General features: G+C 50.1%; 18 protein-coding genes and 3 tRNA genes. 15 read left to right on the forward strand and 6 right to left on the reverse strand.

Features of this window, described 5'->3' with window-relative positions:
* Positions 1–88 precede the first annotated feature (88 nt).
* Entirely contained in the window at positions 89–1,444 is a 1,356-nt protein-coding gene (locus ACJJIV_RS15085; RefSeq protein ID WP_444889505.1) for a hypothetical protein, read from the reverse strand.
* Positions 1,445–2,258: 814 nt separating this feature from the next.
* Here ACJJIV_RS15085 and cueO point away from each other — a divergent pair.
* Positions 2,259–3,830: a multicopper oxidase CueO gene (gene cueO, locus ACJJIV_RS15090; RefSeq protein WP_444889506.1), complete on the forward strand. Its 1,572-nt coding sequence runs from the start codon at positions 2,259–2,261 to the stop codon at positions 3,828–3,830.
* Positions 3,831–3,861: 31 nt separating this feature from the next.
* On the opposite strand, the gene ACJJIV_RS15095 is transcribed toward cueO, so the two are convergent.
* The gene (locus ACJJIV_RS15095; RefSeq protein WP_444889507.1) at positions 3,862–4,923 is read right to left on the reverse strand and encodes an FAD-dependent oxidoreductase; all 1,062 of its coding nucleotides are present in this window, start codon (positions 4,921–4,923) and stop codon (positions 3,862–3,864) included.
* A gap of 336 nt (positions 4,924–5,259) precedes the next feature.
* Positions 5,260–5,721 (reverse strand): helix-turn-helix domain-containing protein, encoded by a 462-nt coding sequence (locus ACJJIV_RS15100; protein WP_444889508.1) that lies wholly within the window; start codon positions 5,719–5,721, stop codon positions 5,260–5,262.
* A 1,227-nt stretch (positions 5,722–6,948) separates the two neighbouring features.
* Here ACJJIV_RS15100 and ACJJIV_RS15105 point away from each other — a divergent pair.
* Entirely contained in the window at positions 6,949–9,339 is a 2,391-nt protein-coding gene (locus ACJJIV_RS15105; protein ID WP_444889509.1) for a chitinase, read from the forward strand.
* Positions 9,340–9,489: 150 nt separating this feature from the next.
* Here the strand turns inward: ACJJIV_RS15105 and ACJJIV_RS15110 are convergent, their stop codons facing one another.
* Positions 9,490–9,885: a nuclear transport factor 2 family protein gene (locus ACJJIV_RS15110; protein WP_444889510.1), complete on the reverse strand. Its 396-nt coding sequence runs from the start codon at positions 9,883–9,885 to the stop codon at positions 9,490–9,492.
* Positions 9,886–10,811: 926 nt separating this feature from the next.
* On the opposite strand from ACJJIV_RS15110, the gene ACJJIV_RS15115 reads away from it, so the two are divergent.
* Positions 10,812–12,197: an MFS transporter gene (locus ACJJIV_RS15115; protein ID WP_444889511.1), complete on the forward strand. Its 1,386-nt coding sequence runs from the start codon at positions 10,812–10,814 to the stop codon at positions 12,195–12,197.
* A 524-nt stretch (positions 12,198–12,721) separates the two neighbouring features.
* Positions 12,722–13,882, forward strand: a complete 1,161-nt coding sequence (locus tag ACJJIV_RS15120) for an NnrS family protein (protein WP_444889512.1) — start codon at positions 12,722–12,724, stop codon at positions 13,880–13,882.
* Between the two features lie 60 nt (positions 13,883–13,942).
* On the opposite strand, the gene ACJJIV_RS15125 is transcribed toward ACJJIV_RS15120, so the two are convergent.
* Complete coding sequence (locus tag ACJJIV_RS15125; RefSeq protein WP_444883896.1) at positions 13,943–14,365, reverse strand: GFA family protein; 423 nt, start codon at positions 14,363–14,365, stop codon at positions 13,943–13,945.
* Positions 14,366–14,440: 75 nt separating this feature from the next.
* Complete coding sequence (locus tag ACJJIV_RS15130; protein WP_444889513.1) at positions 14,441–15,247, reverse strand: PhzF family protein; 807 nt, start codon at positions 15,245–15,247, stop codon at positions 14,441–14,443.
* A gap of 167 nt (positions 15,248–15,414) precedes the next feature.
* Between ACJJIV_RS15130 and ubiM the strand changes: the two genes are divergently transcribed.
* From ubiM to pnp, 11 genes are all read left to right on the forward strand, one after another.
* On the forward strand, positions 15,415–16,581 hold the full coding sequence (ubiM, locus tag ACJJIV_RS15135; RefSeq protein ID WP_444889514.1) for a 5-demethoxyubiquinol-8 5-hydroxylase UbiM: 1,167 nt from the start codon (positions 15,415–15,417) through the stop codon (positions 16,579–16,581).
* A gap of 274 nt (positions 16,582–16,855) precedes the next feature.
* Positions 16,856–16,932: transfer RNA gene (locus ACJJIV_RS15140), tRNA-Met, on the forward strand.
* 39 nt (positions 16,933–16,971) lie between these two features.
* Positions 16,972–17,048 (forward strand) — tRNA-Met (locus ACJJIV_RS15145).
* A 40-nt stretch (positions 17,049–17,088) separates the two neighbouring features.
* Positions 17,089–17,165, forward strand: a tRNA-Met gene (locus tag ACJJIV_RS15150).
* Positions 17,166–17,301: 136 nt separating this feature from the next.
* Positions 17,302–17,766, forward strand: coding sequence for a ribosome maturation factor RimP (rimP, locus tag ACJJIV_RS15155; protein ID WP_444889515.1), 465 nt, complete (start codon positions 17,302–17,304; stop codon positions 17,764–17,766).
* A 42-nt stretch (positions 17,767–17,808) separates the two neighbouring features.
* Positions 17,809–19,311: a transcription termination factor NusA gene (gene nusA, locus ACJJIV_RS15160; protein ID WP_252083178.1), complete on the forward strand. Its 1,503-nt coding sequence runs from the start codon at positions 17,809–17,811 to the stop codon at positions 19,309–19,311.
* 64 nt (positions 19,312–19,375) lie between these two features.
* A complete protein-coding gene (gene infB, locus ACJJIV_RS15165) occupies positions 19,376–22,249 on the forward strand; it encodes a translation initiation factor IF-2 (RefSeq protein WP_444889516.1) in 2,874 nt (957 codons plus the stop codon).
* 90 nt (positions 22,250–22,339) lie between these two features.
* Positions 22,340–22,735 (forward strand): 30S ribosome-binding factor RbfA, encoded by a 396-nt coding sequence (gene rbfA / locus ACJJIV_RS15170; protein ID WP_252083176.1) that lies wholly within the window; start codon positions 22,340–22,342, stop codon positions 22,733–22,735.
* Positions 22,736–22,738: 3 nt separating this feature from the next.
* Entirely contained in the window at positions 22,739–23,680 is a 942-nt protein-coding gene (truB, locus tag ACJJIV_RS15175) for a tRNA pseudouridine(55) synthase TruB (protein ID WP_252083175.1), read from the forward strand.
* Between the two features lie 144 nt (positions 23,681–23,824).
* A complete protein-coding gene (gene rpsO, locus ACJJIV_RS15180; RefSeq protein ID WP_252083174.1) occupies positions 23,825–24,094 on the forward strand; it encodes a 30S ribosomal protein S15 in 270 nt (89 codons plus the stop codon).
* A 263-nt stretch (positions 24,095–24,357) separates the two neighbouring features.
* Complete coding sequence (gene pnp / locus ACJJIV_RS15185) at positions 24,358–26,481, forward strand: polyribonucleotide nucleotidyltransferase (RefSeq protein WP_252083173.1); 2,124 nt, start codon at positions 24,358–24,360, stop codon at positions 26,479–26,481.
* The last annotated feature ends 51 nt before the right edge of the window (positions 26,482–26,532 follow it).

The following is a 26,532-nucleotide window of genomic DNA, read 5'->3' on the forward strand; positions in this document are numbered from 1 at the left end:
TTCGGGTTTAGTAGAACACTACAAACTAAGCAAGACAGGGAGTAGTTGATACAAAATATAGGCTTAAGTGATCAGTAATAGCTGGCCATCATTGATATACCCGACTAGTATTACCTTGCCCTACTTGATGCAAAGAGGCCCGGCTACTAGAGTTGCTTTGCACTATTTTTTGTCGGTTCCCATTTCCAATCTGGACACTTTCAATAACGCTAAAATTACTTTTCTGAATAATTGAAAGGCTATTTCTATCGCCAAGCTGCTTGGCAATTATGTTTAGGTCACTTCCCATTTGATGAAAGGTTGACTGATTTTCATTGCCAATCTGGCGAGTAAGGATGGTGAGGTTCTCTCCAGCTTGATCAATGCCTGTAACATTTTTATTGCCTTGTTGTTCATTAGAAGTGTTAATGTTTTGACCGCTCTGGTTAATGGTGAGTTGGTTAGCTAAGCCAAACTGATTGGAGTTAATGCTGCTTAACTCAGTACCTTGCTGATTGACAATTACTTGATTGTTGGAATTGGTTAGTTGTATGTCTTTGCTTTTTTCAATGGATTTCTGGCTTGGGTTATCAGATGTGTGGTCTCCACTCTGGCGTAAGACAATAGTGTTGTTGCTACCATTTTGTGTAATTGAAGTCTGGTTGTTATCCCCTTTCTGAAATATACTGGAAGTGTTGTCAGAACTGCTAGCCTGACTGATTAAGACCGCATTAGAGTTCCCAATCTGTCGAATTTGTAAGCTATTCCTAGCAGATAAGCTTTGTAAGATTCCTGCATGATTTTTGGCTCCCTGCTGAAATATATCGACATTACTTTTATTTGTTGTAACTAAATTAATAAATGTAGAATTTTTTTGGTTCAGTTGAGTAATGGAGATAGTATTGAAAAAGCTAGATTTGCTTTCCTCTACAGCGGTATGCTGAACATTGCCTTCTTGATGTACTTTTATAGTACTGGATATGCTCCCTTCTTGTTTGGCAATGAAATAATTTGAACCTCCTATCTGAGTATTGATGACTCTATTTTTGTCTCCAGAAATTTGGTTTGTGTTTGAATAGTTTTGGTTGCCCTGTTGATTAATGAAGATGTTGCTGTTAATGCTGTTAGTCTGGGTGACAGATAAAATATTTTTACTGCCAAGTTGGCGATTAATAATGGATGAGGTTATGGTTCCTGGCTGAGAAATATTTGCCTGATTTAAGTCTCCTAATTGAATGAATTGTATGCTACCTCCAGGTGTTTCGTTAATTTGCTGGGTGTCCACAATATTTTTATTGCCATTTTGAATGCTCCTCCTGAAATTATCGTTATTTCTTTCAGTTTGATCGCTGCTGGAGCTGAAGTCTGTTTGTAAGTGATTTTGAGGTTCATGATTCCCTGCGGCAAAGGCTGCAATGCTTATAAATGTAATTATCCCTTTAAATAAGTTGCAATATGGCTTCATGTGTGACTCCTTTACTGCATGAGTCTGAAATAAATGGCAGGTCTATATTGAGGTCTAATTATTTTTTTGATTCTTTAAGTGGAAAATAAGATTTAAATGATCTCCTTCGTGGATTTAGAGGGAGTCCCGTTTATACGAGAGTGTTCTATTTAGTGATGGGGTTAGTCTTTTGGAGTTGGTTCCCTTTCTAAGTAAATCTTCTCATAAAAGTATCAATAGGTGTCAGATTCTCCGCCATGGGAAATAAGTGTTGAAATTATGAGAAAAAAGTATGGGTTTGGCGTATGTTACCTTTTTGGTGATTCTATATATGCCTAGAGTGAAGGCCTGAAAAAAAATTGGCAATTTATTCTACGGATTGTTTTATAGTTTTAGGCGCTTTATTGATTATTTGAGTTAACTGTATAGGAATATTTTCTTAGATTTATTGAGTGTCTATTTCTATATGTACACTGGCGGATTTATTATATTGAGGCGCTATTGAGAGGCCATGCTTTTGATTGTGTCAACCCAGCTTTTTTCGGTTAAATGATAAAGCTAGTGGTTCTAATATGCATTGGCTTCTGGATGTGGATATTACTATGCTGAGGAAAAATAAGAGTACAGCCTGTATCTCAAATGACAGTAATGCTGTTGGAATATAAATATAGATAAATGTAAGGCCACCTAACCCCAACTCTTGTAACCATTTATTGCTGATGCCACCGCAGTCTATGCTGCTTTGGGGCTTATTAGAGGTGTGTAGTTAGCGAGAGGTTTAAGCCGCCAGAATATTACCAGATTTTAACGTTAAGATTATGAGGAGGGATTCTTCTTGTCTCGTTTATCACGTCGAGATTTCTGTCTTGGTACCTTGGCGGCATCTCTATTGGCTAGTTCTAATATGAGGGCGCAAACCAATGGCACCTGGGATTACTCTACAAGGCCTGTACTGCCAATTCCTTCGGAGTTGAGGGCGGACTCAGCCGGAGAAATCAATCTAGTAGCCAAGCCAGCAGAGAAAGTATTTCTCAAGGGAGTAACAACGCCGACCTATGGCTTTAATGGCCCCTTTTTAGGCCCGGCTTTGCGCTTGCGCAAGGGTGAAACGGTAACGGCCAACGTACATAATCAGTTGACCCAGAATGTAACTGCACACTGGCATGGCCTGATTGTGCCGGGTCATGCCGATGGTGGTCCCTATATGCCCATTAAACCGGGTCATACATGGACTGCAAAATTACCGATTATCCAGCCGGCGGCGACACTTTGGTTTCATCCGCATCTCTATCCCACCACTGCCGAGTTGGTACTTAAGGGGCTGGCAGGGCTGATTATCATTGATGATGAAAATAGTGATGCCTTGCCTCTGCCCAAGCGCTGGGGGGTGGATGATATCCCTGTGATTATCCAGGATAGGCGCTTTAACAAAGACGGCAGCTTCTTTCATCGCTTTAATGAGATTACGGTTGCAGCGGGCTATTGTGGGGATATCTTGCTTACCAATGGCGTGGTCAACCCGGTGGTTAATCCCCCAAGAGGATGGGTGCGCTTCAGGATTCTGGACGGATCAAACGCTCGTAACTACCGACTCTCCACTAGTGATCAGCGGCCCATCTATGTGATTGCCACAGACGGTGGATTTTTACCGGAACCCGTAGAGGTTAAAGAATTACCCATAGCTGCCGGGGAGCGTTACGAGGTAATGGTGGACGCTCGCAATGGCCAGCCCTTTGATTTTATAACTCTACCAGTGTCCCAGCAGGTGATGCGGTTGCCCCCATTCGATGGGCCTGTAGTGTTTCTTAGTGTGGTGCCCACTAATGAGGAGGGGCGGGGTTCTTTACCTGAGCGGCTGGTATCAGTGCCTGAAATACCGGCTAAGCTGCCGCCGATCAGCCAGAAGTTGGTAATGCAGATGAATCGCTCGCAGATCGCAGACAAACTTATTGATGCGAGCGGGCTGGAAAAAATGGTAGCCTCGGGAAAAACAGATCCTGCTGTGGTAACCAGGGTGCTCAAACTCATCACTGAGGCGCCAGCGTTGCCCTTGAAAGCACAATTGACCGCTAATGCGGTTAATGGTGTTTCATTTTCCTTCACTGAACCTGGGTTCAAGGCCCCGATTAATACAGACTTGCACTGGCGAATTTCTGAGGGCAAAGACACTATGCTGCACCCGGTCCATATTCACGGTTGCCAGTTTCGCCTGGTTAAATTTAACGATGCTACGCCACCGGCCTATATGCGTGGCTGGAAGGATACGGTGCCTATATCCAATGCCGGTAGTGCAGAAATCTATGTACGTTTTCCTTTGGAGGCGATGCCGGATATGCCCTACATGGTGCATTGCCATGTTCTGGAGCACGAGGACTCTGGCATGATGACAGAGTTTAGTGTGGCTTAGTAAAGAGGGCCGCGCGGTATTATTGCTCTCTTTAAAACTCAACCACAAACCTACTGAGTCTTCTTTTAACAAATGGTAGATGATTGGCTGCGGCTAATAAGACAGAAAATTCGAGCCTGGTTAGAAATGATTGTGAAGTGACAATTTTTCTTCCTCGCTCTGTGATATCTATTACCTTCTTATCTTCCCGACGGCGTAGCGACGAGTAATTATCCAGCTGGCCTTCTGCAATACATTTGGCTAGCTCGGCTGCATCGGCGATACCCAAATTCATACCTCGTCCGCCAACTGGAGAGTGACAATGTGCAGCATCACCGGCTAGATGTATTCTGCCCTTGGAGTAGCTCTGTGCCTGACGGATAGATATCTTGAAGACCCCTTCCTGCCTCACCTTGTGAATTCTTAGCGGCAGCGGAAAAACTTCCAAAACCTTCTCGCAGTTACCAACAAAGCGATAGCGATTTTTACCGATGGGGACTGACACTGCCACTATTCCCGGCTTGGTCTGTGTGAGGGTGAACATTTGTGGATGAGGCCAATCATCCAGTTCCACATCGGCGATTGACCAGTCTTCGTTTAAATCAAATCCGGGATAGGGGATATTGGCACTTTGTCGAACTGCGCTGCGAACACCATCTGCGCCGATAATAAGATCGAAGCTACTCTCCTCTCCACTGGATAATTGAGCTGTAACGGATTGCGCTTCCTCATGAAGCTCATTGAGTGCGAGTTTATACTCGACTTCCACACCCATGGAGGCCAGAGACTCCGCTAAGATTGTTTCGGTGCGGTCTTGGGGTAACCCCAATATGGTAGGAAAATAAGAGGTACTTGAATGCAGCGGCAAGGTCAAAGCAAGGTGGTTATCTTGATAGATACAAGCTTTTTGAATGGGCACCCCCTCTTCAATCAGCCTTTTAGATACACCGGAGTGTGATAGTAGCTCTAAACTTTTAGAGGTAATACCAACGGCCCTACTCAGAGTAGAGGCACTATCACGTTTATCTATAATCCTGGCAAATATATTCCGGCGTGCTAATTCCACGGCAAGAGTAAGACCAGTTGGTCCCGCACCGACAATCAGTACCTTCATAATAGCAAGCTGTTGTTTTCCTTATCACAACGATAGTACAGCTCTCAAGGGAAGTATCTGGTTGGTAAATTACAAAATGGGTGGCTGTGAATCGATATCTTCATGACTTTTTTAAAGGTACCGGTCATTAATCGTTTTATTTGTAGATTGCTTTTCTTGTTTTCAGAACTGGCGGCATCCTCAATAAGATCTTGGGCTGCCAGTATTGATTTCTTTGGGAGGTGCATTTATAGGTATCACAATATGTAGTGATTCATTTAGCTCTCTAATAAACCTTTAACCGTTTACAAGTTTCCCCACAGGTTAGTGGGGTGGCATCTTTAAGAGAACAACAGATTATTGGCTGTGACTTAGCTTGTTCTGAGTCGTTTCGGTAGAGTCATCACTAGGCTCTTGCTGTAATTTCATTGCTCTTTTCACAAGGTTTTGGAAGTTTGAACACTCCAGCTGATTGTCCTCTGGGCAATTTGCCACATGCCTCAAACCATCGCGCATAGCTTCCAGGCGGCGGATATTCTTATCCACTGCATCGGCCTTTTCGAGCAATTGCTCCCGATCAATATTGGGTTTTCCGTTGTATGTAAACAAACTAGCGATCTCATCGAGAGAGAAGCCCGCATAGCGTGCCAGAGCTATTAGAGAGAGCTGCTCCAGCACACTGATATGGAAGACTCTGGCAATACCTCGTCTACTGATAGATTGGATCAGACCCTTCTCCTCATAATATCTAAGGGTAGAGGAGGGAAGCCCACTGCGTTTTGCGACTTCGCGAATATCTATATCCTGTTGACCACTCATCTGTATTGACCTCAAGCAGACTTGAAGTTGTATCCTAGTTTTCACTGACCCCGCTGGCAACCCTTCATTACTTAGTGGGTAGAGCCTGGAAGAGAAATAGAAGTTGTGATACATCCGATGCCTTATTGGCTCGTGTCTTTATCTTTATATCGATTAGATTCCAAATAAGTTTCTTAATGCTGCTTTATTTTAATGATTGCTAATCTCAGAGTCATCAGAGGTTGCTCTAATTACGGGGGGTCATTGATGCTAAGCTTGGCATTATGACTTAATGCCTTGAGTGCGATAAGCACCAATATCTTGCTCTTTGATCTATTAGTTTTTTTCTCTGTGTTTTTTTCTATTTTTTCATATGGTGGGGAAACAGTTGCTAGGTAATCCTGGATGTCCTTTAAGGGTAATTCGGATGAGGCTCAAGCTGGGCTGCAGGTTGAAGGGATAAGTTCGATAGCCGATTCAATTGTAAAGCTGGAGTTGAGGCTGAATGGGAATTGATAGTTTTACCAGAGATTTTCTATTGAGGCTCTAGCCCACTCATAGGGAAAAGGAGGGCTGTTAAGCTGGATTGTTGGAAGTATGAGAGAAATTGCTCTGGAGAATGACATTGGCTCGTTTAGTTTTTTTACATTTGCCGACAGCCTGAAATATATAAATATGGAAGAAATATGCAAAAGATTATCTATGGAATGATATTTATGTGCTTTTTGTGTATTGATTTGTCTGTTTTATTAAAAATTAAATTTCTATTTAAGATAGGCTGAGTTGAATCTAGGCAGAGGTGTTTTCGATATGCTTTGGAATAGCTTTCCTATTTGCTTCCGCTTCCTAGTACTTTATGTGTGTTTTGAGGTGGCTGTTTTGTAAAGAATTGTTTTTTATGGTGGGAACCATTCTGAGAAGGTTCTATCGAATTTGCAGTGTATGTATGGGGTTTTGGCTATAAAGCGCAGAAAAATTTTAAGTGTTTGTTGAAGGTATCATATGGCTCAGTTTATCTGTGCCGAAATAAGAGTCTAATTGGATGGGAATATTATTCCTCTAAATGCCTGGGGCTAAAGTCAGATGGTTTATAAATTCTGACCACATAATTAGAAATTGAAAACCCACTATAGAGTTTAACGATAAAATCTTAGCCCGCACTTCTTGTAATAACACTAGCGTGCTGCACTACCTCCTTGCATACATCCATTTTTGAATAGAACCCTAAAAATGAATAGTGGAGACTCCATGAGCCACCTTTTTATTCGTACAGCGATTGCTTCGGCATTGATCATTGGTGCCCAGGCTGTGGCAGCCGATCAGCCCGCAGAAGACTATGTGGAAGGCCAGCATTACCGGGGAGGTAGCCAAGTTTGCTATGGCGGCGATCTTTTTAAAGCGCAGTGGTGGGCTACTGCAGAACAGCGTCCAGCTGAGGCCCTGACTGCGCAGAACACCTGGGACTCCCCCTGGATTGTGCAAGAAATGGGAGCCTGCGACGCCTCTGATGATAGTAGTGATGGTGATCATTCCGGCAATCACAATCACAATGACAATTCTGATTCCGGAAATTCTGCTGGTTCAGATAATTCCGGTAGTGATAGATCCAGTGACGTAGCCGCTTACCAATCCGGGCAAAGCTACCGCAAGGGCAGTGAAGTTTGCTATGCCGGCGATATTTTTGTTGCGCAATGGTGGGCAAATGGCAGTGACTTACCCTCTGATGCACTGACAGCGGAAAATACTTGGGATTCACCTTGGGTTCGCAAAGAGGCCGATGGATGTAGCGTTAACGATGAAAACAATGGAAGCGAAAACGGCGGAGACTCTGGTGGTAATAACGGCGGTAATAGTGGAGGAGATACTGGTAACAGCGGTGATACCGGCAATACTCCGATCTCTCTCAACCTGTCTACTTCACAAACGCAAGTGACTGGTGGTGGTACGGTGCAGCTCAGCGCTAGTGCTTCCGGCGGTGATGGCGCGCTCAGTTATAGTTGGGCACAGCTCTCACCGAGCGCTCCTAAAGCGGATATCGCTTCAGCGACAAGCGCCTCGACTTCTGTGACTCTGCCGGCCACAACCTATGATGTGAACTTTGTTTTTAGTCTGATTGTCAGCGATGGTGAAACCAGTGAGGAGGCGCAGGTTACAGTGCAAAACCTCGCCATTGACGCTGGTAACGGTGATGACGCCAATGATAATGGCAACTCAGGTGGTGCAGTGAATGCGGTGATCTCCGCTTCTGCCAATAGTGTGGGATGTACTGGCAGCATTACTCTGGATGGTTCTGACTCTACTGGTGGTAGCGGTATGCGCTATATCTGGAGCCAGACAGGTGGCCCTTCCATCAAGCTCTCAAACTACGTGGGCAGCTCCACTCAGGCGGTATTGTCTGAGGTTTACAGCAATGTGACCTACACCTTCCAGCTGACGGCTACCGATTCCTCTGCGGCCAGTGACGTTGCAGAGGTAAGTATCAATCAAACGGGTTGTTCCTCCGCAAGTGGTCATGTCATGGGCTTGAGTGAACTGAAGGCGGAGGAGAGTGCCCGTACCACTGATTCGCTTCTGCAAGAAGTGAAAAATACTGTTGAGACCCGAGATAACGCGATTGTGGAAGCGGTTCAACCCGGTCGCAGTGCTAACCCGACAAATGTTCAGCGTGTTGAGAGTATTATTTCTGAGGATACCTGGGGCTATTTGTTCCCCCTGCGGGCCGATGCATACACTTACACCAATTTCCTGCGCGCAGTGGCCAAGTTTCCGGCTTTTTGCGGTGACTACACCGATGGTCGCAATTCCGATGCTATTTGCCGTAAAGCGCTGGCAGTAATGTTTGCCCATTTTGGCCAGGAAACCGGTGCCCATGCGGCGGCCTGGGATGAGCCGGAATGGCGTCAGGGTCTCTACTGGATTCGTGAGATTGGTTGGACTGAGGAAACTTCCGGTGGCTATGGCGCCTGCGAATCCAGCAGCAGCTGGGCGGCGGATGTATGGCCCTGTGCCATCAATGCCGATGGCGGTTACAAGAGTTATTTTGGCCGCGGTGCCAAGCAGTTGAGCTGGAACTATAACTATGGGCCTTTCTCTCAGGCTATGTACGGTGATATTTATACACTGCTGGAAAATCCGGAGCTGGTTGCGGATACCTGGTTGAACTTGGCGAGCGCTATTTTCTTCTTCGTGTATCCACAGCCGCCCAAGCCGAGCATGTTGCATGTGGTTGATGGGACCTGGGAGCCCAATAGTGTTGACCGGGCCAATAACCTGAGTTCCGGTTTTGGTGTCACTACCAATATTGTGAACGGCGCTATCGAGTGTAGTAAGGGTTCAGAGGACGCTCGCTCTCAGAATCGCATGGACTACTACAAAAGTTTCACCGACTATTTGGGCGTGAATATTCCTGAGGATGAAGAGTTGGGATGTGCCAATATGGGTCAGTTTGAGACAGGTGGTGCTGCCTCCCTGAGTATCTATTGGGATAAGGATTGGGGCTGGTCTGCTGACAATCCCAATAATGAGAGTTTTGCCTGTCAGTTGGTGAACTATCAAACCGCCTACTCCGCACTGAATCAAGGCGATTACGCTAAATGTGTAGAGGGTAATTTTGATATGACTATCGATTACCAAAACTAACTAATAGTGGCGACTTAAAATCTGGGGCCGTAAATATGCGGCTCTTTACTGATCAGTGGGCTCGGTAGCAAGTATTGCTACCGGGCTTTGTACAGATAATTTTTATATAGTCTGAAGCCAAAGCAAGTTTTTCGGCAATAAAAAATTGGGTTAAGAGTTTTCCTCCAAGACCTGCTGTACCAGTGCAGAATCCACATAGGCAGTGCCTTCAGTAATTAAGCCATTCTCAAATTTAACAATCCAACAGTAGGTATTGTTGTATCTTCTACCATTTAATGCGATGCAGGTGCTTTCCATTTCAACCACCGCATAGTCCCCGTCGATTAGTATTCGCTTGACCTCCATCATTACCTTACCCCCTTGGAGTACCTTGCCAATTCCATGAAAGGCACGCTCGACCAATTCTTTCTTGGAGTAATATTCACCAGCCATAGCATGGGTCCCCTTTATAACCCAGTGCACATTGTCCGCAACGCGCTCTAAAAATGGTTGGGGGTCGGTACGGAGAACGTTGAATACCTCTTCGACAGTTTTCCGTTCGAGCATAGCGGTAGCTCTCCACTAGATTAAAATTAATAGTGTTTTCGATAAAGTGCTGGTATATATGAATATAGCGCACGGGGATTGTATATGGTGTAACAGTAAATGGTGAGTAAAAAAGACAGCTAGGGTGGTTGCTATAGATTAACAGCTCCATTACTTTTGCCTGGCTACAACTGTAAGTGTAGTCTGGCCTAAATCTTTAACTATGACGGTAAATCGCTTTAAGTAAGCGGGGTTATATCGTAAGTGTGAGTCATTGTAGTTACAGTGTGTACACTGGATGTTATTCACAGCTGGCACTGAGATCTATATATTATTTTTTGTTCGTTCGTAAAAGTCCGACTTCAGGCGCAGGCGACTACTTTCCGCCTCTGCCTAGCGCTGAAGTCGGTTTACTGCATTGGATCGGCTTTAGCGGCGGATCAGTTCCAGAACAGCTTAATAGAACTCTTCCCAAACCACTGTTAATGGCACTACTGCTTGTCTTTACCTAGGTGCCGGTCGATGGCGGAGTTTGAATCAGGATGGATTTCACTATTCTCATCCTGATGAATTAAATTCATGGCGCATATGATTAAAATCCGAATTATACTGGCTCGTTCTCACTGTGCCGTGAGATACCCTAATTCATTTCTGAGAGTAACTTTCCGGACTCACCTTGTTACATGGGTAAGTGTTGGTGATAAAACGGGAAGGCGGTATGAGAGAGAAGTGTAGAAATCCTGGGAAGAAAGTAGGAGGCTATTGGTTGTCTACAGTTTATAAGGGGATTTTCTCAGTAATATAGGACTTTGTTATCAGTAATTAGATTCCAGCTCTTAAAATGTCAAATTGAACCCTCTCCTTTAAAGTTTGAGATCAACTTTTTACTTCTAAAATTGTGAATAGATTGAGCCGATAAATTCAGCTATTGGCAGCCTGGAGTACCTATGGCAGCGGCAAAAGAGGCACTTTCAAAAAAGCAGATCATTGCTCTAACCGCATTAACCTTTGCGATTTTTCTAATCGCCAATGACTTTACAGCTTTCTCTGTGGCAATACCGGCTATGCAGAGACATTTCCAGGCAGATATTTCTACGATGCAGTGGGTAATTAACGGTTATGCACTGGTATTCGGTGTGTTGATTGTCACCGGAGGTCGCCTGGCTGATATGTTTGGGCGCCGCCGTCTGTTTTTTATTGGCAGCAGTATTTTTATTCTGTTTTCTCTATTGGGTGGCTTTGCGGTTAATGTCTGGATGCTATTGGGCAGCCGGGCGCTGATGGGGGTGGGTGGGGCCTTGATGTGGCCGGCAATTCTTGGGATGACCTATCAGATTATGCCGGAGGATCGCGCTGGACAGGCTGGTGGTTTGATTATGACAGTTTGCGGGTTTGCCAATTCGGTTGGGCCGCTACTCGGAGGCTTGCTTACTGATTTCCTTAGTTGGCGTTGGATATTTCTTATTAATTTCCCTATTGCGCTTATCGCTATGTTGATTAGCTGGCGAGTAATTGATGATGACAGCCCAGAAAAATCTGGTGAGCAGGTGGATTATGCAGGAATTATTTTCCTGTCGATTTCTTTATTAACACTCTTGCTGGCTCTGGATTTTGTTGTGGATATGGGCTTGAGTAGCTCCTTGGTTTTGGGGTTGCTTATCGTTTCTGTTATTACATTTTGTTCTTTTTCCTGGGTGGAGGCTCATGCGAGGGTAAGCCCACTCATCCCTGCGGATGTGGCAACAAATGGGCGATTTTTTACTGTGGGCATTACAACGCTGTTACTTTCCGTGATTTTTGTCTCGATGTTGCTTTATGTACCACAATTTTTAATAAAAGAATTAAAATTCTCCGCTGTCTGGTCTGGTGCCGGCTTGCTGCCAGTTATGATTACTTATGGAGTTGTTTCCTATGTTGCTGGCAGGCTCTATGCCATGCTTGGGGCCAAAGTGATTTTGTCAGCGGCAGCTATCTTTCTTGGCGGAGGGATGTTTTTGTTATCAAACCTCTTGGAGCACACTCGTTACATTCATTTAGTGCCAGGCTTAATTTCTCTGGGAATTGGACTGGGTCTATTTTTTCCCACCATTACCACTGCTGCTGTTACTGCAGTGGGCCCTGATCGAGCTAGCCTTGCTGCAGCCCTGATTTTTATGTTCCAGATTATTGGTGGGGCGATAGGGTTGGCAATGAATACCACCATAGTATCCTTGGCCCCGAGTTTATCCACAGGTATTGATCGTGCGTTTGTGGTCAATGCTTACTTGGCTTTATTGGCGCTGCTGGTATGTGTTTTGTTTGTACGAGGGAAGCTTGCAGATAACAAAATGTAAAATATAAATCCTAGTTGTTTAATTGTTGATATTTCGGTGTTTATAAATTTTATCGATAGGCAGTGAGGATTCTTTGAATAAAGTTGTTGGCTTACTAACTTAAAGTTGAACTTTAAGTCAGCGGTTTTTTTGGCGAGGTTGCTTTTTTGTCAATCATTATTTGATTTTTTTATGGGGAAAATGCCCGCTTTTTGTATAGGGTTATAAATTTTAAAAACTATGCCCCTTGCCTATTAACTAATAGGGTTGATTGGGGGAAAATAAGCGGAGTGCTCAATTCTTAGAATGGACTCTCAGGTGTTAATTCACATTGTGGTGAATCATCAGGCTGGCATTACATTGGGCATTGAGTAGAAACGGGACTTATTGGTGCTGACCCCTTTCTTGGCTCCTGCGTTTAAATTGCTGATTTCGAAACAGTGATAATGGCGCTGTGCAGTGCGTGTTAACTGTGAATGGAGGCTTGTGAAGGCAAATACCTGCCCCGGGAGAACTAACCTCCCTTTGTTTAAGGAGAAAAGATTGTGATACCCATTGTCGACCGCGCGAGCGCGGAATCCATCGCCCCTTTCTGGCGCATGCCTTTTCGACCTTTCTTTTGGGGTGGTGCCCTGTGGAGCATGATCGCATTACTGATCTGGCAGGCCTCTCTGTCCGGTTGGCAGCTGCCCGCCCTACGTGTGGGGGTTGCCTGGCATTCCCATGAAATGTTGTTTGGCTTTGCCGCGGCAGTAGTGGTGGGCTTTTTGGGTACCGCCATGCAAACCTGGACCGGAATTCCCTCACCAAAGGGGACTCAGCTAATAAGCCTGGTGGGTTTATGGTTGCTGGCACGCCTGGGATATCTCTTTGCGGCAGTGCCTCTGTGGATGCCGGTCGTGGCCGAGGTGTCTTTCTTCCTGCTGGCTGCATTCTTGTTAGGGGCGCGTGTACTGCGCACCAAGCAATGGCGCAACTTATTTGTACTGCCGGCTATGTTGGCCTTTGCTGGACTGGCGGCCAGCCACTGGTTGTTACCCGCTGCGCAGAACCGGGTGGCGTTGATGGCTCTGCTCTTGGTGACGGCGATTATTTTGGTGATTGGTGGCAGGGTTATTCCTTTCTTTACTGCGCGGCGCTTCCATTTGAGCCCGCGTGAGAAGTTGCCCATTGTGGAATGGGGCACGCATATTGCGATCGTACTCCTACTGCTTAGTGTGGCCTTGGATCTGCCCAAGATAGTTTGGGCATTGCTGGCCATTACCCTGGGTGTTTTGCAGCTGGTAAGAGTGTTGCGCTGGCATCCCACCAAGATCTGGGCGGAGCCCATGGTTTGGTCCCTACACCTCAGTTATTGGTTGGTGATTTTGGGTTGTTTTCTCGCCGCTTTGGCCTGGAGTGGAATCGCACCCGCTTGGCAGAGCCCAGCGCTACATGCTTTTGCGGTGGGTGGCATTGGTGGTTTGATTCTGGCTATGACCAGCCGTGTGAGTTTGGGGCATACCGGCCGTATTTTACAGGCGCCGCGTCTTATGCCGTTGGCGTTTGCCGCACTGGCGTTATCCGCCCTGGCTCGTATTTTCTGGGCGCCGGCTCCCAGTGGCTTTCTCGCTGCTATTGTTGCCTGGGTGCTGGGTTACTCACTTTTCCTGATTTACTACACCCCAGTTCTATTTCAACCCAGAGTAGATGGTCACCCAGGCTAAAACTTACAAAAGGTTGTGAGGTGCTGCTTTGCTTATTTGCAAGCGGCACCGTTGTTCCTTTCAGGGGGTGTCGGCTTTATCAACCTGGGGGAAACCATCGAGTTCTGGTACTTTGCCAAGGTCCTTGTCCCAATCGGCTTTACTGGCCATAAAGATATGTGCATTGGGTCTAATGGTTATAGGGCTGTTAAGGCTGCCAGCGGGCACTGCCAGTAATCCTGCTTCTTTGTCGGCAAAGGGCAGGGCGGATCCGCATTGACCGCAGAAGCTTTTTACGTGTCGGGTTGAGGGGAGTTTAAAGACCTTGATGAGTTCTTCCCCGTGGTTCCAGTGGAGCTTGGCCGAGGTGGAAAAGAGGCTGGCGGCATGGGCGGAACCAGTGTCTTTACGGCAGTGGTCGCAGTGGCAAAGGAAGAAGCTTTCAAAAGCCCCTTCCACTGTGAACTGGACTTCATTACAGAGGCATGAACCTTTGTGATTCATTTTTTTCTCCATTTATTTTTTTGTGGCAAAGGATTTTTTGCGCGTGAAATCTGACGATCGTGCAGTGACTAAGAACTACTTGTCCTTTTCGACTACATCAATCAAGCCGCTAAGGTATGGCACCGCGTTGCCGGAGATGATCACTCGCTCTCCATCAAGCTGGCAGTGTAGCAGGCCTCCGCGTTTTGAGGCTTGGAAGGCTATCAGGTTTGATTTTCCCAGTTTTTCTCCCCAGTAGGGTGCCAGTCCGGTGTGAATGGAGCCGGTTACTGGGTCTTCAGCACCGCCATTGGTGGGCCAAAAATACCTGGAGATAAAATCGTATTGCCTAGATTGTGCGGTGACTACCACATCATAGGGAGCGAGTTTTGCCAGCCTGGCGGGGTCCTGCTGCAGTTGCAGAACATTCTCTTCTTCAGCGTAAATGGCAAAGTAGGCTTGATTGTTGCGCAGAACTTCTCTCGGTGTGATCGATAGCCCTTCGAGCAGGTCACAGGGAATGTTAGCTAATGGCTGTGGGGTGCGGGAGGGAAAATTCATAGCGATCAGGCCGTCCCCTCTGTGAGTGATATGCATCTCACCGACTGCCTCAGCAAATAAATCCAAAACCTTTAAATGTGGGTGCTTTCGAAAGACTACAAAAGCAGAGGCCAGGGTGGCGTGGCCACAAAAGTCGATTTCGGTTAACGGAGAAAACCAGCGGATATGATATTCGCTGTCGCTACGCTTGAGTAGGAATGCTGTTTCCGAGAGATTGTTTTGTGCGGCGATGGATTGCATCAAGGGTTCGCTGAGCCACTTTTCAGTAATGATTACCGCTGCAGAGTTGCCTCCAAATTGGGCGCTGGTGAAAGCGTCGACGATATCGATTTCTACCTGCATATACGATCCTTTGTATGTGTCTATTCTCTTGTTGTGCCTGCCTTGAGATTTTCTGATTTGTATCAGTTGCCCCGCTGTTACTCCAGCATAAAGTGAGCTTCGATCGGTCGATAACAAAAGTTATTTATCACAATCAGAAATTGAAGTGGGATGTTCTAGGGGGGAGGATGCTGCACACAGATGTCGCGATTGTAGGGGCGGGTCCTGCGGGTCTGGCTTTGGCGCTTATGCTGGCTGCTCGGGATTGCAGGGTAACGTTGCTGGAGCGCCAGGATGATGAAATGCTGGCGTGTCCAGCGAACGATGGGCGGGAAATTGCGCTCACTCACAAATCCGTAAGATTGTTGCAGTCTCTAGGAGCCTGGCAGCGGCTGAAGCCCGAGGAGCAGAGCTCGCTGCAGTCTGCGCAGGTGGTCGATGGCGATTCCCCCTCTAGTCTGGACTTCGATACTCGGGGGCGAGGTCCACTGGGCTTTATTGTACCCAATGCTGCAATTCGGCGGGTACTTTATGAGGCAGTGCGTGAGGATAGCAATATACAGCTGCTGCCTAATAGCAAGGTGATTGGCACACGTTGCGAGACGAGTCGGCGACTGGTACAGCTTGAAGGGGGGCAGGTTGTTACTGCGGCCTTGTTGGTGGCGGCGGATAGCCGCTTTTCTGAGGTTCGTCGTATGGCTGGGATTGGCGCAGATATGCGCGATTTCGGTAGGGTTGCGGTGCTAGGTCCGGTGCGCACAGAGCGGGAGCATGGTGGCGTTGCCCGGGAGTGTTTTCGTTACGGTTCAACCCTTGCTCTACTGCCAATGTCCGATGCGCAAACCTGTTCGGCGGTAGTGACGGTATCCGCCAATTGTGCCGAGGAAGTGATGGCCTACAGCGATAGGGAATTTGCGGCCCATGTTCAGAGAGAGAGCGCTGGGGCTCTTGGGACTGTTGAGGCGTTTAGTAGGCGCCATTGTTACCCGTTAGTGGCAGTTTATGCCCATCGATTTCTTGCTGAGCGCTTTGCCCTGGTGGGAGATGCTGCGGTGGGGATGCACCCCGTTACGGCGCACGGTTTTAACCTGGGCTTGGCCGGCGCGAATACTCTGGCTAGCCAATTGCATAATGTAACGCGGTTGTATCAGCCGGCGGGGCTCTCCCTTGCATTGTCTCGCTATCAGGCTCAGCACCGTTTGGATTCGCACCCTATTTATACCGGTACTAACCGGGTTGTGGACCTTTTCACCGATGATCGACTGCCAGCGAAATTATTACGCAGAGCGATATTGCGTATCAGTGAACATTTTCCACCAGTACGGCGTGCCATAGTGCACCAGCTCACCCGCTAAACAGCAAGGCTTGATGTGATGAATACACACAGGGCCGTGGCATTGGAAGTAAGAATCGGCATATGCAGTGGGCTGTATTTGCGGGATTTTCTTCCTTTTCTATACTGATCAGCGAGGTATATTCGAGGCTGTTCCCGACTGAAGGGGAAAACAAATGCCAATTGTGGCTTGACTCATGGGGACGCTAACCATAGAATGCGCAGCCTCTTGAGTGGTTGGGCTGGTCCCGCCGCAGGGAAACAAAGGTCAACCAGGCTTTGTTTCTCGGAGTTGTTGCGGGGTGGAGCAGCCTGGTAGCTCGTCGGGCTCATAACCCGAAGGTCGTAGGTTCAAATCCTGCCCCCGCTACCAATTTTGCTTTTAGCAAAAACTTTGATGTGCATTTGTTGTTGCGGGGTGGAGCAGCCTGGTAGCTCGTCGGGCTCATAACCCGAAGGTCGTAGGTTCAAATCCTGCCCCCGCTACCAATTTTGCTTTTCTATAAAAGCTTTGATGCGCATGTGTTGTTGCGGGGTGGAGCAGCCTGGTAGCTCGTCGGGCTCATAACCCGAAGGTCGTAGGTTCAAATCCTGCCCCCGCTACCAAATTTTGCATTCATGCATACTGGCTGCGTGAATGTGCGGTCAAAGCCCCGTCAGGGGCTTTTTCGTATCTGCAAGAAAAGTTGCAGATAATTTTCGAAGTGGGCCGCAGGCCCATTTTTTGTATGTGGTGACGTAAATGGCGAGCAAACGCGAATTGCTGGAAGAACTTCTGGCGCCGGTGGTGGCATCGCTGGGGTGTGAACTGTGGGGGATCGATTATCAGACCCATGGTCGCAACGCGCTGCTGCGCATCTATATCGATTCTGAAAATGGCATAGGTGTGGAGGACTGCGAGAAAGTCAGTCGCCAGGCCAGTGCCGTACTGGATGTGGAAGACCCCATTAGCGGTAGATATACCCTGGAGGTCTCCTCCCCAGGACTAGACCGTCCCCTGTATAAGCTGGAGCAGTACGAGCGTTTTGCCGGTGCCCAAATCGAGGTGCGCCTGCGTATGCCGCTCGACGGTCAGCGCAAGTGGCGCGGCCTGCTGGCCAGTGTGGAAGGGGATGAAGTCGTTCTGCGCGTGGACAGTGAAAATGAATACCTGCTGCCGATCGACAGCATCGAGAAAGCAAATATTATTCCCCAATTTACCAAGTAACCTGTAGGAGCCTGAGCTCAGGCGATTTTGAGGCACAGTTGCATGAACAAAGAGATCTTGCTGGTAGCCGAGGCGGTATCCAACGAGAAGGGCGTTGACCAGGAGATTATTTTCCAGGCCATCGAAGCGGCATTGGCAACGGCCACGAAGAAGCGCTACGACGAAGATTCAACCATTGAGGTTATCATTGATCGTCGTTCGGGCGATTACGAGACTTTCCGCAGCTGGGAAGTAGTCGGTGATGAAGTCCTGGCGGAGCTGGGTACCCAGTTCACCCTGGAAGAAGCTCACGAAAAAGATGCTGACCTGAAAGCAGGTGACGTTTTCCGCGAGCAGGTGGAAAATGTAGAATTTGGCCGCATCGCTGCACAGACCGCCAAGCAGGTTATCGTGCAAAAAGTACGTGAAGCCGAGCGCGCCAAAGTTGTAGACGAGTACCGCGATCGCGTCGGAGAGATGGTCAGCGGCACTGTGAAGAAGGTGACCCGCGACTTTATCGCTGTAGACCTGGGGAATAACGCCGAAGCGCGCCTGCCCCGCGATCAGCTGGTTGGCCGCGAAATTTTCCGCCTCGGTGATCGTGTGCGCGCAATTCTGTTGGAAATCCAGCCGGAAGCCCGCGGCCCTCAGTTAATGCTGAGCCGCTCCTGCCCGGAAATGATTATCGAATTGTTCCGCATTGAAGTGCCGGAAATCTCCGAGCAGGTAATCGAAATTAAAGGCGCGGCCCGCGATCCCGGCCTGCGTGCAAAAATCGCAGTAAACACCAACGACGGTCGCATCGATCCTGTCGGTGCTTGTGTGGGCATGCGCGGTGCGCGTGTTCAGGCAGTTTCCAATGAGCTGTCTGGTGAGCGTGTGGATATCGTGCTGTGGGACGAAAATCCGGCCCAGTTTGTAATCAACGCCATGGCGCCGGCGGAAATTGAATCCATCGTTGTCGACGAAGACACCGGTTCTATGGATGTGGCGGTAGCTGAGGAAAATCTCGCTATGGCTATCGGCCGCAGTGGCCAGAATGTTCGCTTGGCTTCAGAGCTGACTCAGTGGCAAATCAATGTCATGAGTTCCGACGAGTGGCAGAATAAGCAGGAGGCTGAATCCAGCTCCATCATGCAGGTGTTTATCGACCGCCTGGATATTGATGAAGATGTCGCCGCTGTACTGGTGGAAGAGGGCTTTACCTCCCTAGAGGAAGTGGCTTACGTGCCCATTGAAGAGATGCTCGGAATCGAGGGCTTCGATGAGGATATCGCCGAAGAGTTACGCGCCCGAGCCAAGGATTCCCTGCTCACCCAGGCCCTGGCCTCTGAAGAAAAGCTGGATGCTTCTGAGCCCCAGGAAGATCTGTTGAATATGGATGGTATGGAGCGCCAGCTGGCTTTCCAGCTAGCCAGCCGCGGTATTGCCTCTATGGAAGACCTGGCGGAACAAGCAGTGGATGACCTGCTCGATATCGAGGGTCTCGATCAGGAGCGCGCCGCAGCGCTGATTATGAAGGCGCGTGAGCCCTGGTTTGCCGATGATGATGGCGAGCAGGCTTAAACACACCGCAATAAGTATTACGTATAAGTAACCCCCTCCGACCAAGTGACTTTTAGGAGAGAGAATGGCCGAAGTAACAGTTAGCGAACTCGCCAAATCGGTTGGTGCCACCGAAGACCGTCTGCTCAAGCAGATGAAAGAAGCGGGTTTGCCTCACACCTCTGCGAATGCAGTGGTGTCAGATGAGGAAAAGCAGGTCCTGCTCAGTTTCCTGAAAAGCAGTCACGGGGAGCAGGGCGCTAGCCCACGCAAGATCACCTTGAAGCGCAAGACCACAACCACGCTGAAAACCGGCTCTGGCACCGGCCGTAAAACTGTAAACGTGGAAGTGCGCAAGAAGCGCACTTATGTGAAGCGTCCACAGGCTGAGCTTGAAACAGGAGCTGGTACCGAGAGCGCTGCCGAGGTGGAAGAGGCTCTTCAGGGCGCGGATGCTACTGCTATCACAGAAGCGGAAGCCAAAGCAGCCGCTGAAGCTAAAGCAGCAGCGGAAGCCAAGGCTGCCGCTGAAGCTGAGGCCGCTCGTCGCGCTGCTGAGGAAGAGGAAGCACGTTTGAAGGCTGAGGCAGAGGCGAAGGCCGCTGCCGAGGCAGAAGAGAAGGCTCGCGCGGAAGCTGCCGCAGCGGAAGCCGCTAAAGAAGCACAGAAAGCCGATAATAAGGCAGAGGGTAAACCCGTAGATAATGTAGCGAAAAAGGCGGAACCCGCCGCACCCATCCGCTCAACGTATGTAGACGATATTGAGGCGATGCGTATCGCCGCGATGGAGCGTCGCAAGCAGCAGGCTGAGCAAGAGAAGCGCGAGCTAGAAGAGAAGAAGGCGAAAGTAGAAGCCGACCGACGCGCCGCCCAAGAGAAAAAAGAGAAGGCTGCTCAGGCCTCTCAGGCTGCTAAGGCGAAGCCCACCAAAGCTACGGAAAAAACCGAAGAGGTTAAACCCTCTTTGCGCCGCAAGCTAGAAGCCGCCCCAAGCGAAGCTGCTCGTGCTGAGGACGAGCCCCGCAAGCGTCGAGGTCGTCGCTCCAAGTCCGGCCCGAAGAAGTCCAGCAAAACCTCTCTGTACGAGCAGGCACTGGAAGTATTTGAGGAAGATGAAGCCAGCAAGCGCAGCACGCGCTCCCTGTCTCGTCCGAATCTGAAAATTAAACCGACTCATGGGTTTAAACGGCCCACGGAGAAGCAGGTGTACGAAGTACAGTTGGGCGATACCATCACCGTCGCAGAACTGGCCAAGCAGATGAATGTGAAGGCTGGGGAGCTGATCAAGCGCCTGATGAAAATGGGCGAGATGGCTACCATCAACCAGAGCCTGGACCGTGAGACTGCACAGTTGATCATCGAGGAAATGGGCCACAAAGTCGTAATGCGCTCCGAGACCGAGCTGGAAGACAGCTTGATGGCGCAATCTAAGGCCCAAGAGGGCACCGAGGTTACCCGCGCACCGGTAGTAACCGTAATGGGGCACGTCGACCACGGTAAAACCTCTTTGCTCGACTATATCCGCAAGACCAAGGTGGCTTCTGGTGAGGCTGGTGGTATTACCCAGCATATCGGTGCCTACCGAGTGAAAACCAGCCAGGGCGAGATCGCCTTCCTGGATACTCCGGGACACGCCGCCTTTACTGCCATGCGTGCCCGCGGTGCTCAGGCCACCGACGTGGTAATCCTGGTAGTGGCCGCCGATGATGGCGTTATGCCGCAGACCGAGGAAGCCGTGAATCACGCCCGCGCCGCCGGTGTACCGCTGGTTGTTGCCGTGAACAAGTGCGACAAAGAAGCCGCGGATCCCGATCGCGTGAAAAATGAGTTGGCCGCAAAAGACGTAATCCCAGAAGACTGGGGCGGCGATACCCAGTTCATCAACGTATCCGCGCATACTGGCCAGGGTATTGATGACCTCCTGGAAGCGGTGTCCCTACAAGCGGAAATGCTGGAGCTGAAGGCCAAGGTAAATGTACCGGCCACTGGCGTTGTGATTGAGTCCCGCCTGGAAAAAGGCCGCGGTGTTGTTGCTACCCTGCTGGTGCAGAATGGCGAATTGAAGCGCGGCGACATTATCTTGGCTGGTCAGAGCTATGGTCGCGTACGTGCCATGACCAACGAGCACGGCAAGCAGGTGAAGGAAGCTGGTCCGTCCACCCCAGTAGAGCTGCTGGGTCTGGATTCCACCCCGAATGCCGGTGACGAGTTCATGGTGGTTGCCGATGAGCGCAAGGCCCGTGAGGTGGCTGAACAGCGCGCTGACAGCGAGCGACGCGATCGTATGCAGCGCCAGCAGGCAGCCAAGCTGGAAAACATGTTTGCGGATATGGAAGCTGGCGAGCGCAAGGTGCTGCCGGTTGTCATCAAGGCCGACGTGCGTGGTTCCCTGGAAGCTATTCTGGGTGCACTGGCGGATATCGGTAACGAAGAAGTTTCCGTAAATGTAGTCTCCAGTGGTGTGGGTGGTATCGCCGAGAACGATATCAACCTGGCACTGACTTCCGGCGCTATCGTACTGGGCTTTAACACCCGTGCCGATGTTGCAGCGCGTAAAACTGCAGAGACCGAAGGCGTAGAGATTCGCTACTACAGCGTGATCTACAACCTGCTCGACGAAGTGAAGCAGGCACTGTCTGGTATGCTGGAGCCGGAAGTTCGCGAAGAGATCGTGGGTATTGCCCAGGTTCGCGATGTATTCCGCTCACCGAAGTTTGGCGCGATTGCCGGTTGTATGGTTACCGAGGGTACCGTTTACCGCAACAAGCCGATCCGCGTGCTGCGCGACAACGTTGTAATCTACCAGGGTGAGCTGGAATCCCTGCGCCGCTTCAAAGACGATGTGCAGGACGTGCGCAACGGTATGGAGTGTGGTATCGGGGTGAAGGACTACAACGACGTTAAGTCCGGTGACCAGATCGAAGTTTACGATATCGTCAAGGTTGCCCGCGAACTGTAAAGCGTTCCGGCACCTGGTGAAGGAAAACCCGCGCGGCTTTGGCCGTGCGGGTTTTCCTGTCTTTAAACCGCCATTCTCAATAGGTAAACAATGGCAAGAGAATTCCAACGCGCCGACCGTGTCGCCGATGCTATGCGTCGCGAACTGGCCCAGCTGATTCAGCAGGAAGTGCGCGACCCGCGTCTGGGCATGGTCAATATCAACGATGTTGAAGTCAGCCGTGATCTGACCACCGCAAAAGTGTTTGTCACCTTTGTGGGTGAGGACGACCGCAGTAAGATCAATACCTCGATGGAAGTGCTTAACAAGGCCGCAGGTTTTCTGCGCAGCCAGTTGGCGCGCGCCATCCAGATACGCACCATCCCGCGTCTGTATTTCCGCTACGACGAGACCTCGGTGCGTGGCCAGGAGCTCTCCGCTCTGATCGACAAGGCGGTGCGCGCCGATCGCAAGCACCAAGACGACAGCGACTCTAACGAAGATTGATCCATGGGCCGCAGACCAAAATGGGGCCGGCCGGTTCACGGCGTGCTGTTATTAAACAAGCCCGCCGGCATTACCGCCAATGATGCCCTTCAAAAAGCTAAACGACTCTTTTTTGCCAATCGCGCCGGTCATACCGGGGCCTTAGATCCACTGGCAACCGGTGTGCTGCCGATCTGTCTCGGCGAAGCCACCAAGTTTTCCCAGTACCTACTCGATGCTGACAAACGCTACCGCAGCACTTTTGTCTTCGGTATGACCACTGCCAGTGGCGATGCCGATGGCGATGTACTGGAAACCAAAGATGCTTCCGGTTTAACCGAAAAAGCAGTGCTCAAGGCCATGGAAGCCTTTCGCGGCAGCATCAAGCAGGTGCCCTCCATGTACTCTGCTCTTAAGCACAAGGGTCAGCCCCTATATAAGCTGGCGCGCCAGGGCTTGGAAGTGGAACGCGAAGCGCGGGAAGTGGAAATTTTTGAGTTTGAACTGCTGAGCTTTACGCCGGGCGCACAGCCTCGTGCGGAAGTTGAGGTGCACTGTTCCAAGGGAACCTATATTCGCAGTATTGCCGAGGACCTGGGTCAAGCTCTGGGTGTAGGCGCCTATGTGGAAGTACTGCACCGCAGTGCCGCCGGCCCCTTCGATGAAGCCGACGCAGTGACCCTGGATGAGCTTACAGAAGAACGCGGTGAAGATAAGGCAGAAGTGCTCGATCACCACTTGTTGCCGATGGATTCTCCAGCGTCTTCACTGCCCAAACTCGTCCTGCCGGACGACTCTGGTTACTATGTGCGTCAGGGGCAACCGGTAATGGATTTGCAGGTCTACCGTATCGGTACAGAAGGTGATATGGTGCGCCTCTTCCTGGAAAACGGTGATTTTCTGGGCGTAGGAGAAATTACCGACGAAGGGTGCGTGGCACCACGACGTCTGGTAAGTGGCACCTGAATGGAAGCTGCTTTTTGGTGAAAGCCAACATTCAGTAACCCGCAAGGTGCCCTCGCGGCGCAGCCGCATTCACGATTAGCTGGTCTGTAAATATGCACGGGCCAGCCGAATCTTTTAAAGCATATTACGACGAGGTAATTCGTTATGGCACTGTCTGCAGTTGAAAAAGCAGCCATCCTGAAAGAGCACGGCCAATCTGAAGGCGATACCGGTTCTCCGGAAGTCCAGGTAGCCCTGCTGACCGCTAACATCAACAAACTGCAGGGTCACTTCTCTGCGCACAAGCAGGATCACCACTCTCGTCGTGGTCTGATCCGCATGGTAAACCAGCGCCGTAAGCTGCTGGACTACCTGAAGCGCAAGGATCTGAATCGTTACGCACAGCTGATCGCCAAGCTCGGCCTGCGTCGCTAAGACCCTAGAATGCCCGCCTCTGGCGGGCATTCTTTTTTAATGCTTGCTGAAAAGTGGCCTTACTGTCATTTTTCAGAAGTCGCACTGCACAGGCCAGCGGAAAACAACCCGAGCTGGATGTGTAGTGTTTGCACCGGCCACCCCAGGTCGGTGGTGGCACATCCCCGTGCCGCCTCGGGTGAGGCTTTCGGAACTCTCTCCCGGGCAACTATGTAGGGGTTACTGGAATGGGCCAGTAACCGTAAGGAAATAGGAAAAAACTAGTGAATCCAGTAAGCAAAACTTTCCAATACGGACAACACCAAGTCACCATCGAGACCGGCCGCATCGCGCGCCAGGCAACCGGTGCTGCCCTGGTTAGCATGGGTGAGACCGTCGTCCTGTGTACTGTTGTTGGCGCTAAAGAAGCCAAGCCAGATCAGGGCTTCTTCCCGTTGTCCGTGCATTATCAAGAAAAAGCCTACGCGGCTGGCAAAATTCCCGGTGGTTTCTTCAAGCGTGAAGGCCGTCCGTCTGAAAAAGAAACCCTGACTTCCCGTCTGATCGATCGCCCGATCCGCCCGCTGTTCCCGAACGGCTTTATGAACGAAGTTCAGGTGATGTGTACCGTTCTCTCCGCTGAGAAGGACATGGATCCGGATATCGCTGCCATGATCGGCACTTCTGCAGCGCTGTCTGTTTCCGGTATTCCTTTCGCAGGCCCAATCGGTGCTGCGCGCGTGGGTTACACCCAGCAAGACGGCTACCTGTTAAACCCGGGTTATGAAGCTCTGAAGACCTCCGAGCTGGATATGGTCGTTGCCGGTACCAAAGACGCTGTGTTGATGGTGGAATCTGAAGCGCAAGAGCTGCCGGAAGACATCATGCTCGGTGCCGTACTCTACGCACACCAAGAGATGCAGGCCATCATCAAGGTTTGTGAAGAACTGAAAGCGGAAGCGGGCAAGCCCCAATGGAACTGGCAGGCACCTGCAGAAAATACCGAGCTGAAAACTGCCCTGGAAGGTCAGTTCGGCGAGAAGGTTGCCGAAGCCTACCGCATCACCAACAAGCAAGAGCGCAGCACCCGCCTGGCGGAACTGCGCAGCGAAGCCGCTGAAGCCCTGGCTACTGAAGAAATTAGCGCCGATTTGGTAAAAAGCTACTTCGGCAAGCTGGAGAAGAAACTGGTGCGCGGCGCTGTAGTGCGCGGCGAGCCCCGTATCGACGGTCGCGACAGCAAAACTGTACGCTCGATCGCAGTGGAAGTTGGTGCTCTGCCCAAGTCCCACGGCTCTGCGTTGTTCACCCGTGGTGAGACCCAGGCTCTGGTAGTGGCTACCCTCGGTTCCACTGGCGATGCACAGATCATCGACGCCCTGGAAGGTGAGCGCAAAGACTACTTTATGCTGCACTACAACTTCCCTCCCTACTCTGTAGGTGAAGCGGGTCGTGTAGGTGCTACCGGTCGTCGCGAAATCGGTCACGGCCGCCTCGCTCGTCGCGGTATCGCTGCAGTTCTGCCGAGCCCGGACAGCTTCCCCTACACCGTGCGTGTGGTTTCCGAGATCACTGAATCCAACGGTTCCAGCTCCATGGCTTCCGTATGTGGTTCCAGCCTGGCGCTGATGGATGCGGGTGTTCCGCTGAAGGCACCGGTAGCCGGCATCGCTATGGGTCTGGTGAAGGAAGACGAAGGCTATGCGGTTCTGACCGATATCCTCGGTGACGAAGACCACCTCGGCGATATGGACTTCAAAGTAGCGGGTACCGCTTCTGGTGTAACCGCGCTGCAGATGGACATCAAGATCGAAGGTATTACCGAAGAGATCATGGAAACCGCTCTGGAGCAGGCCCTGCACGCACGTCTGCACATCCTCGCGGAAATGAACAAGGTGATCGACTCTTCCCGCACCACCGTGAATGAGAACGCACCGCGCTACGCGACCCTGAAGATCCATCCGGACAAGATCCGCGACGTGATCGGTAAGGGTGGTGCGACTATCCGCTCCATCACTGAAGAGACCGGCGCCTCCATCGATATCGAAGATGACGGCACTATCAAAGTCTTCGGTGAAGACGGTGAAAGCCTGGAAGCGGCGGTAACCCGCATCGAGGAGATCACTGCGGAAGCTGAGATTGGCGCTATCTACGAAGGTACCGTGGTACGCATCGTAGACTTCGGTGCATTCGTTAACTTCCTGCCGGGCAAAGACGGTCTGGTGCATATCTCCCAGATCGCTGAAGAGCGTGTAAATGCCGTAACTGATTACCTGAGTGAAGGTGAGAAGATTAAGGTTAAGGTGCTCGACGTTGACCAGCGAGGACGTATCAAGCTGTCCATCAAGGAAGCAAAGGCTGACCAAGCCGCTTCCGAAGAGGCGAAACAGGGTTCCGAAGAGGCATAAACCTCTCGAGCTGATGAAGCCTGAAAAAACCCGGCCCAGTGCCGGGTTTTT

It is taken from the genome of Microbulbifer mixtoriginis (SeqCode) (genome assembly GCF_052466765.1).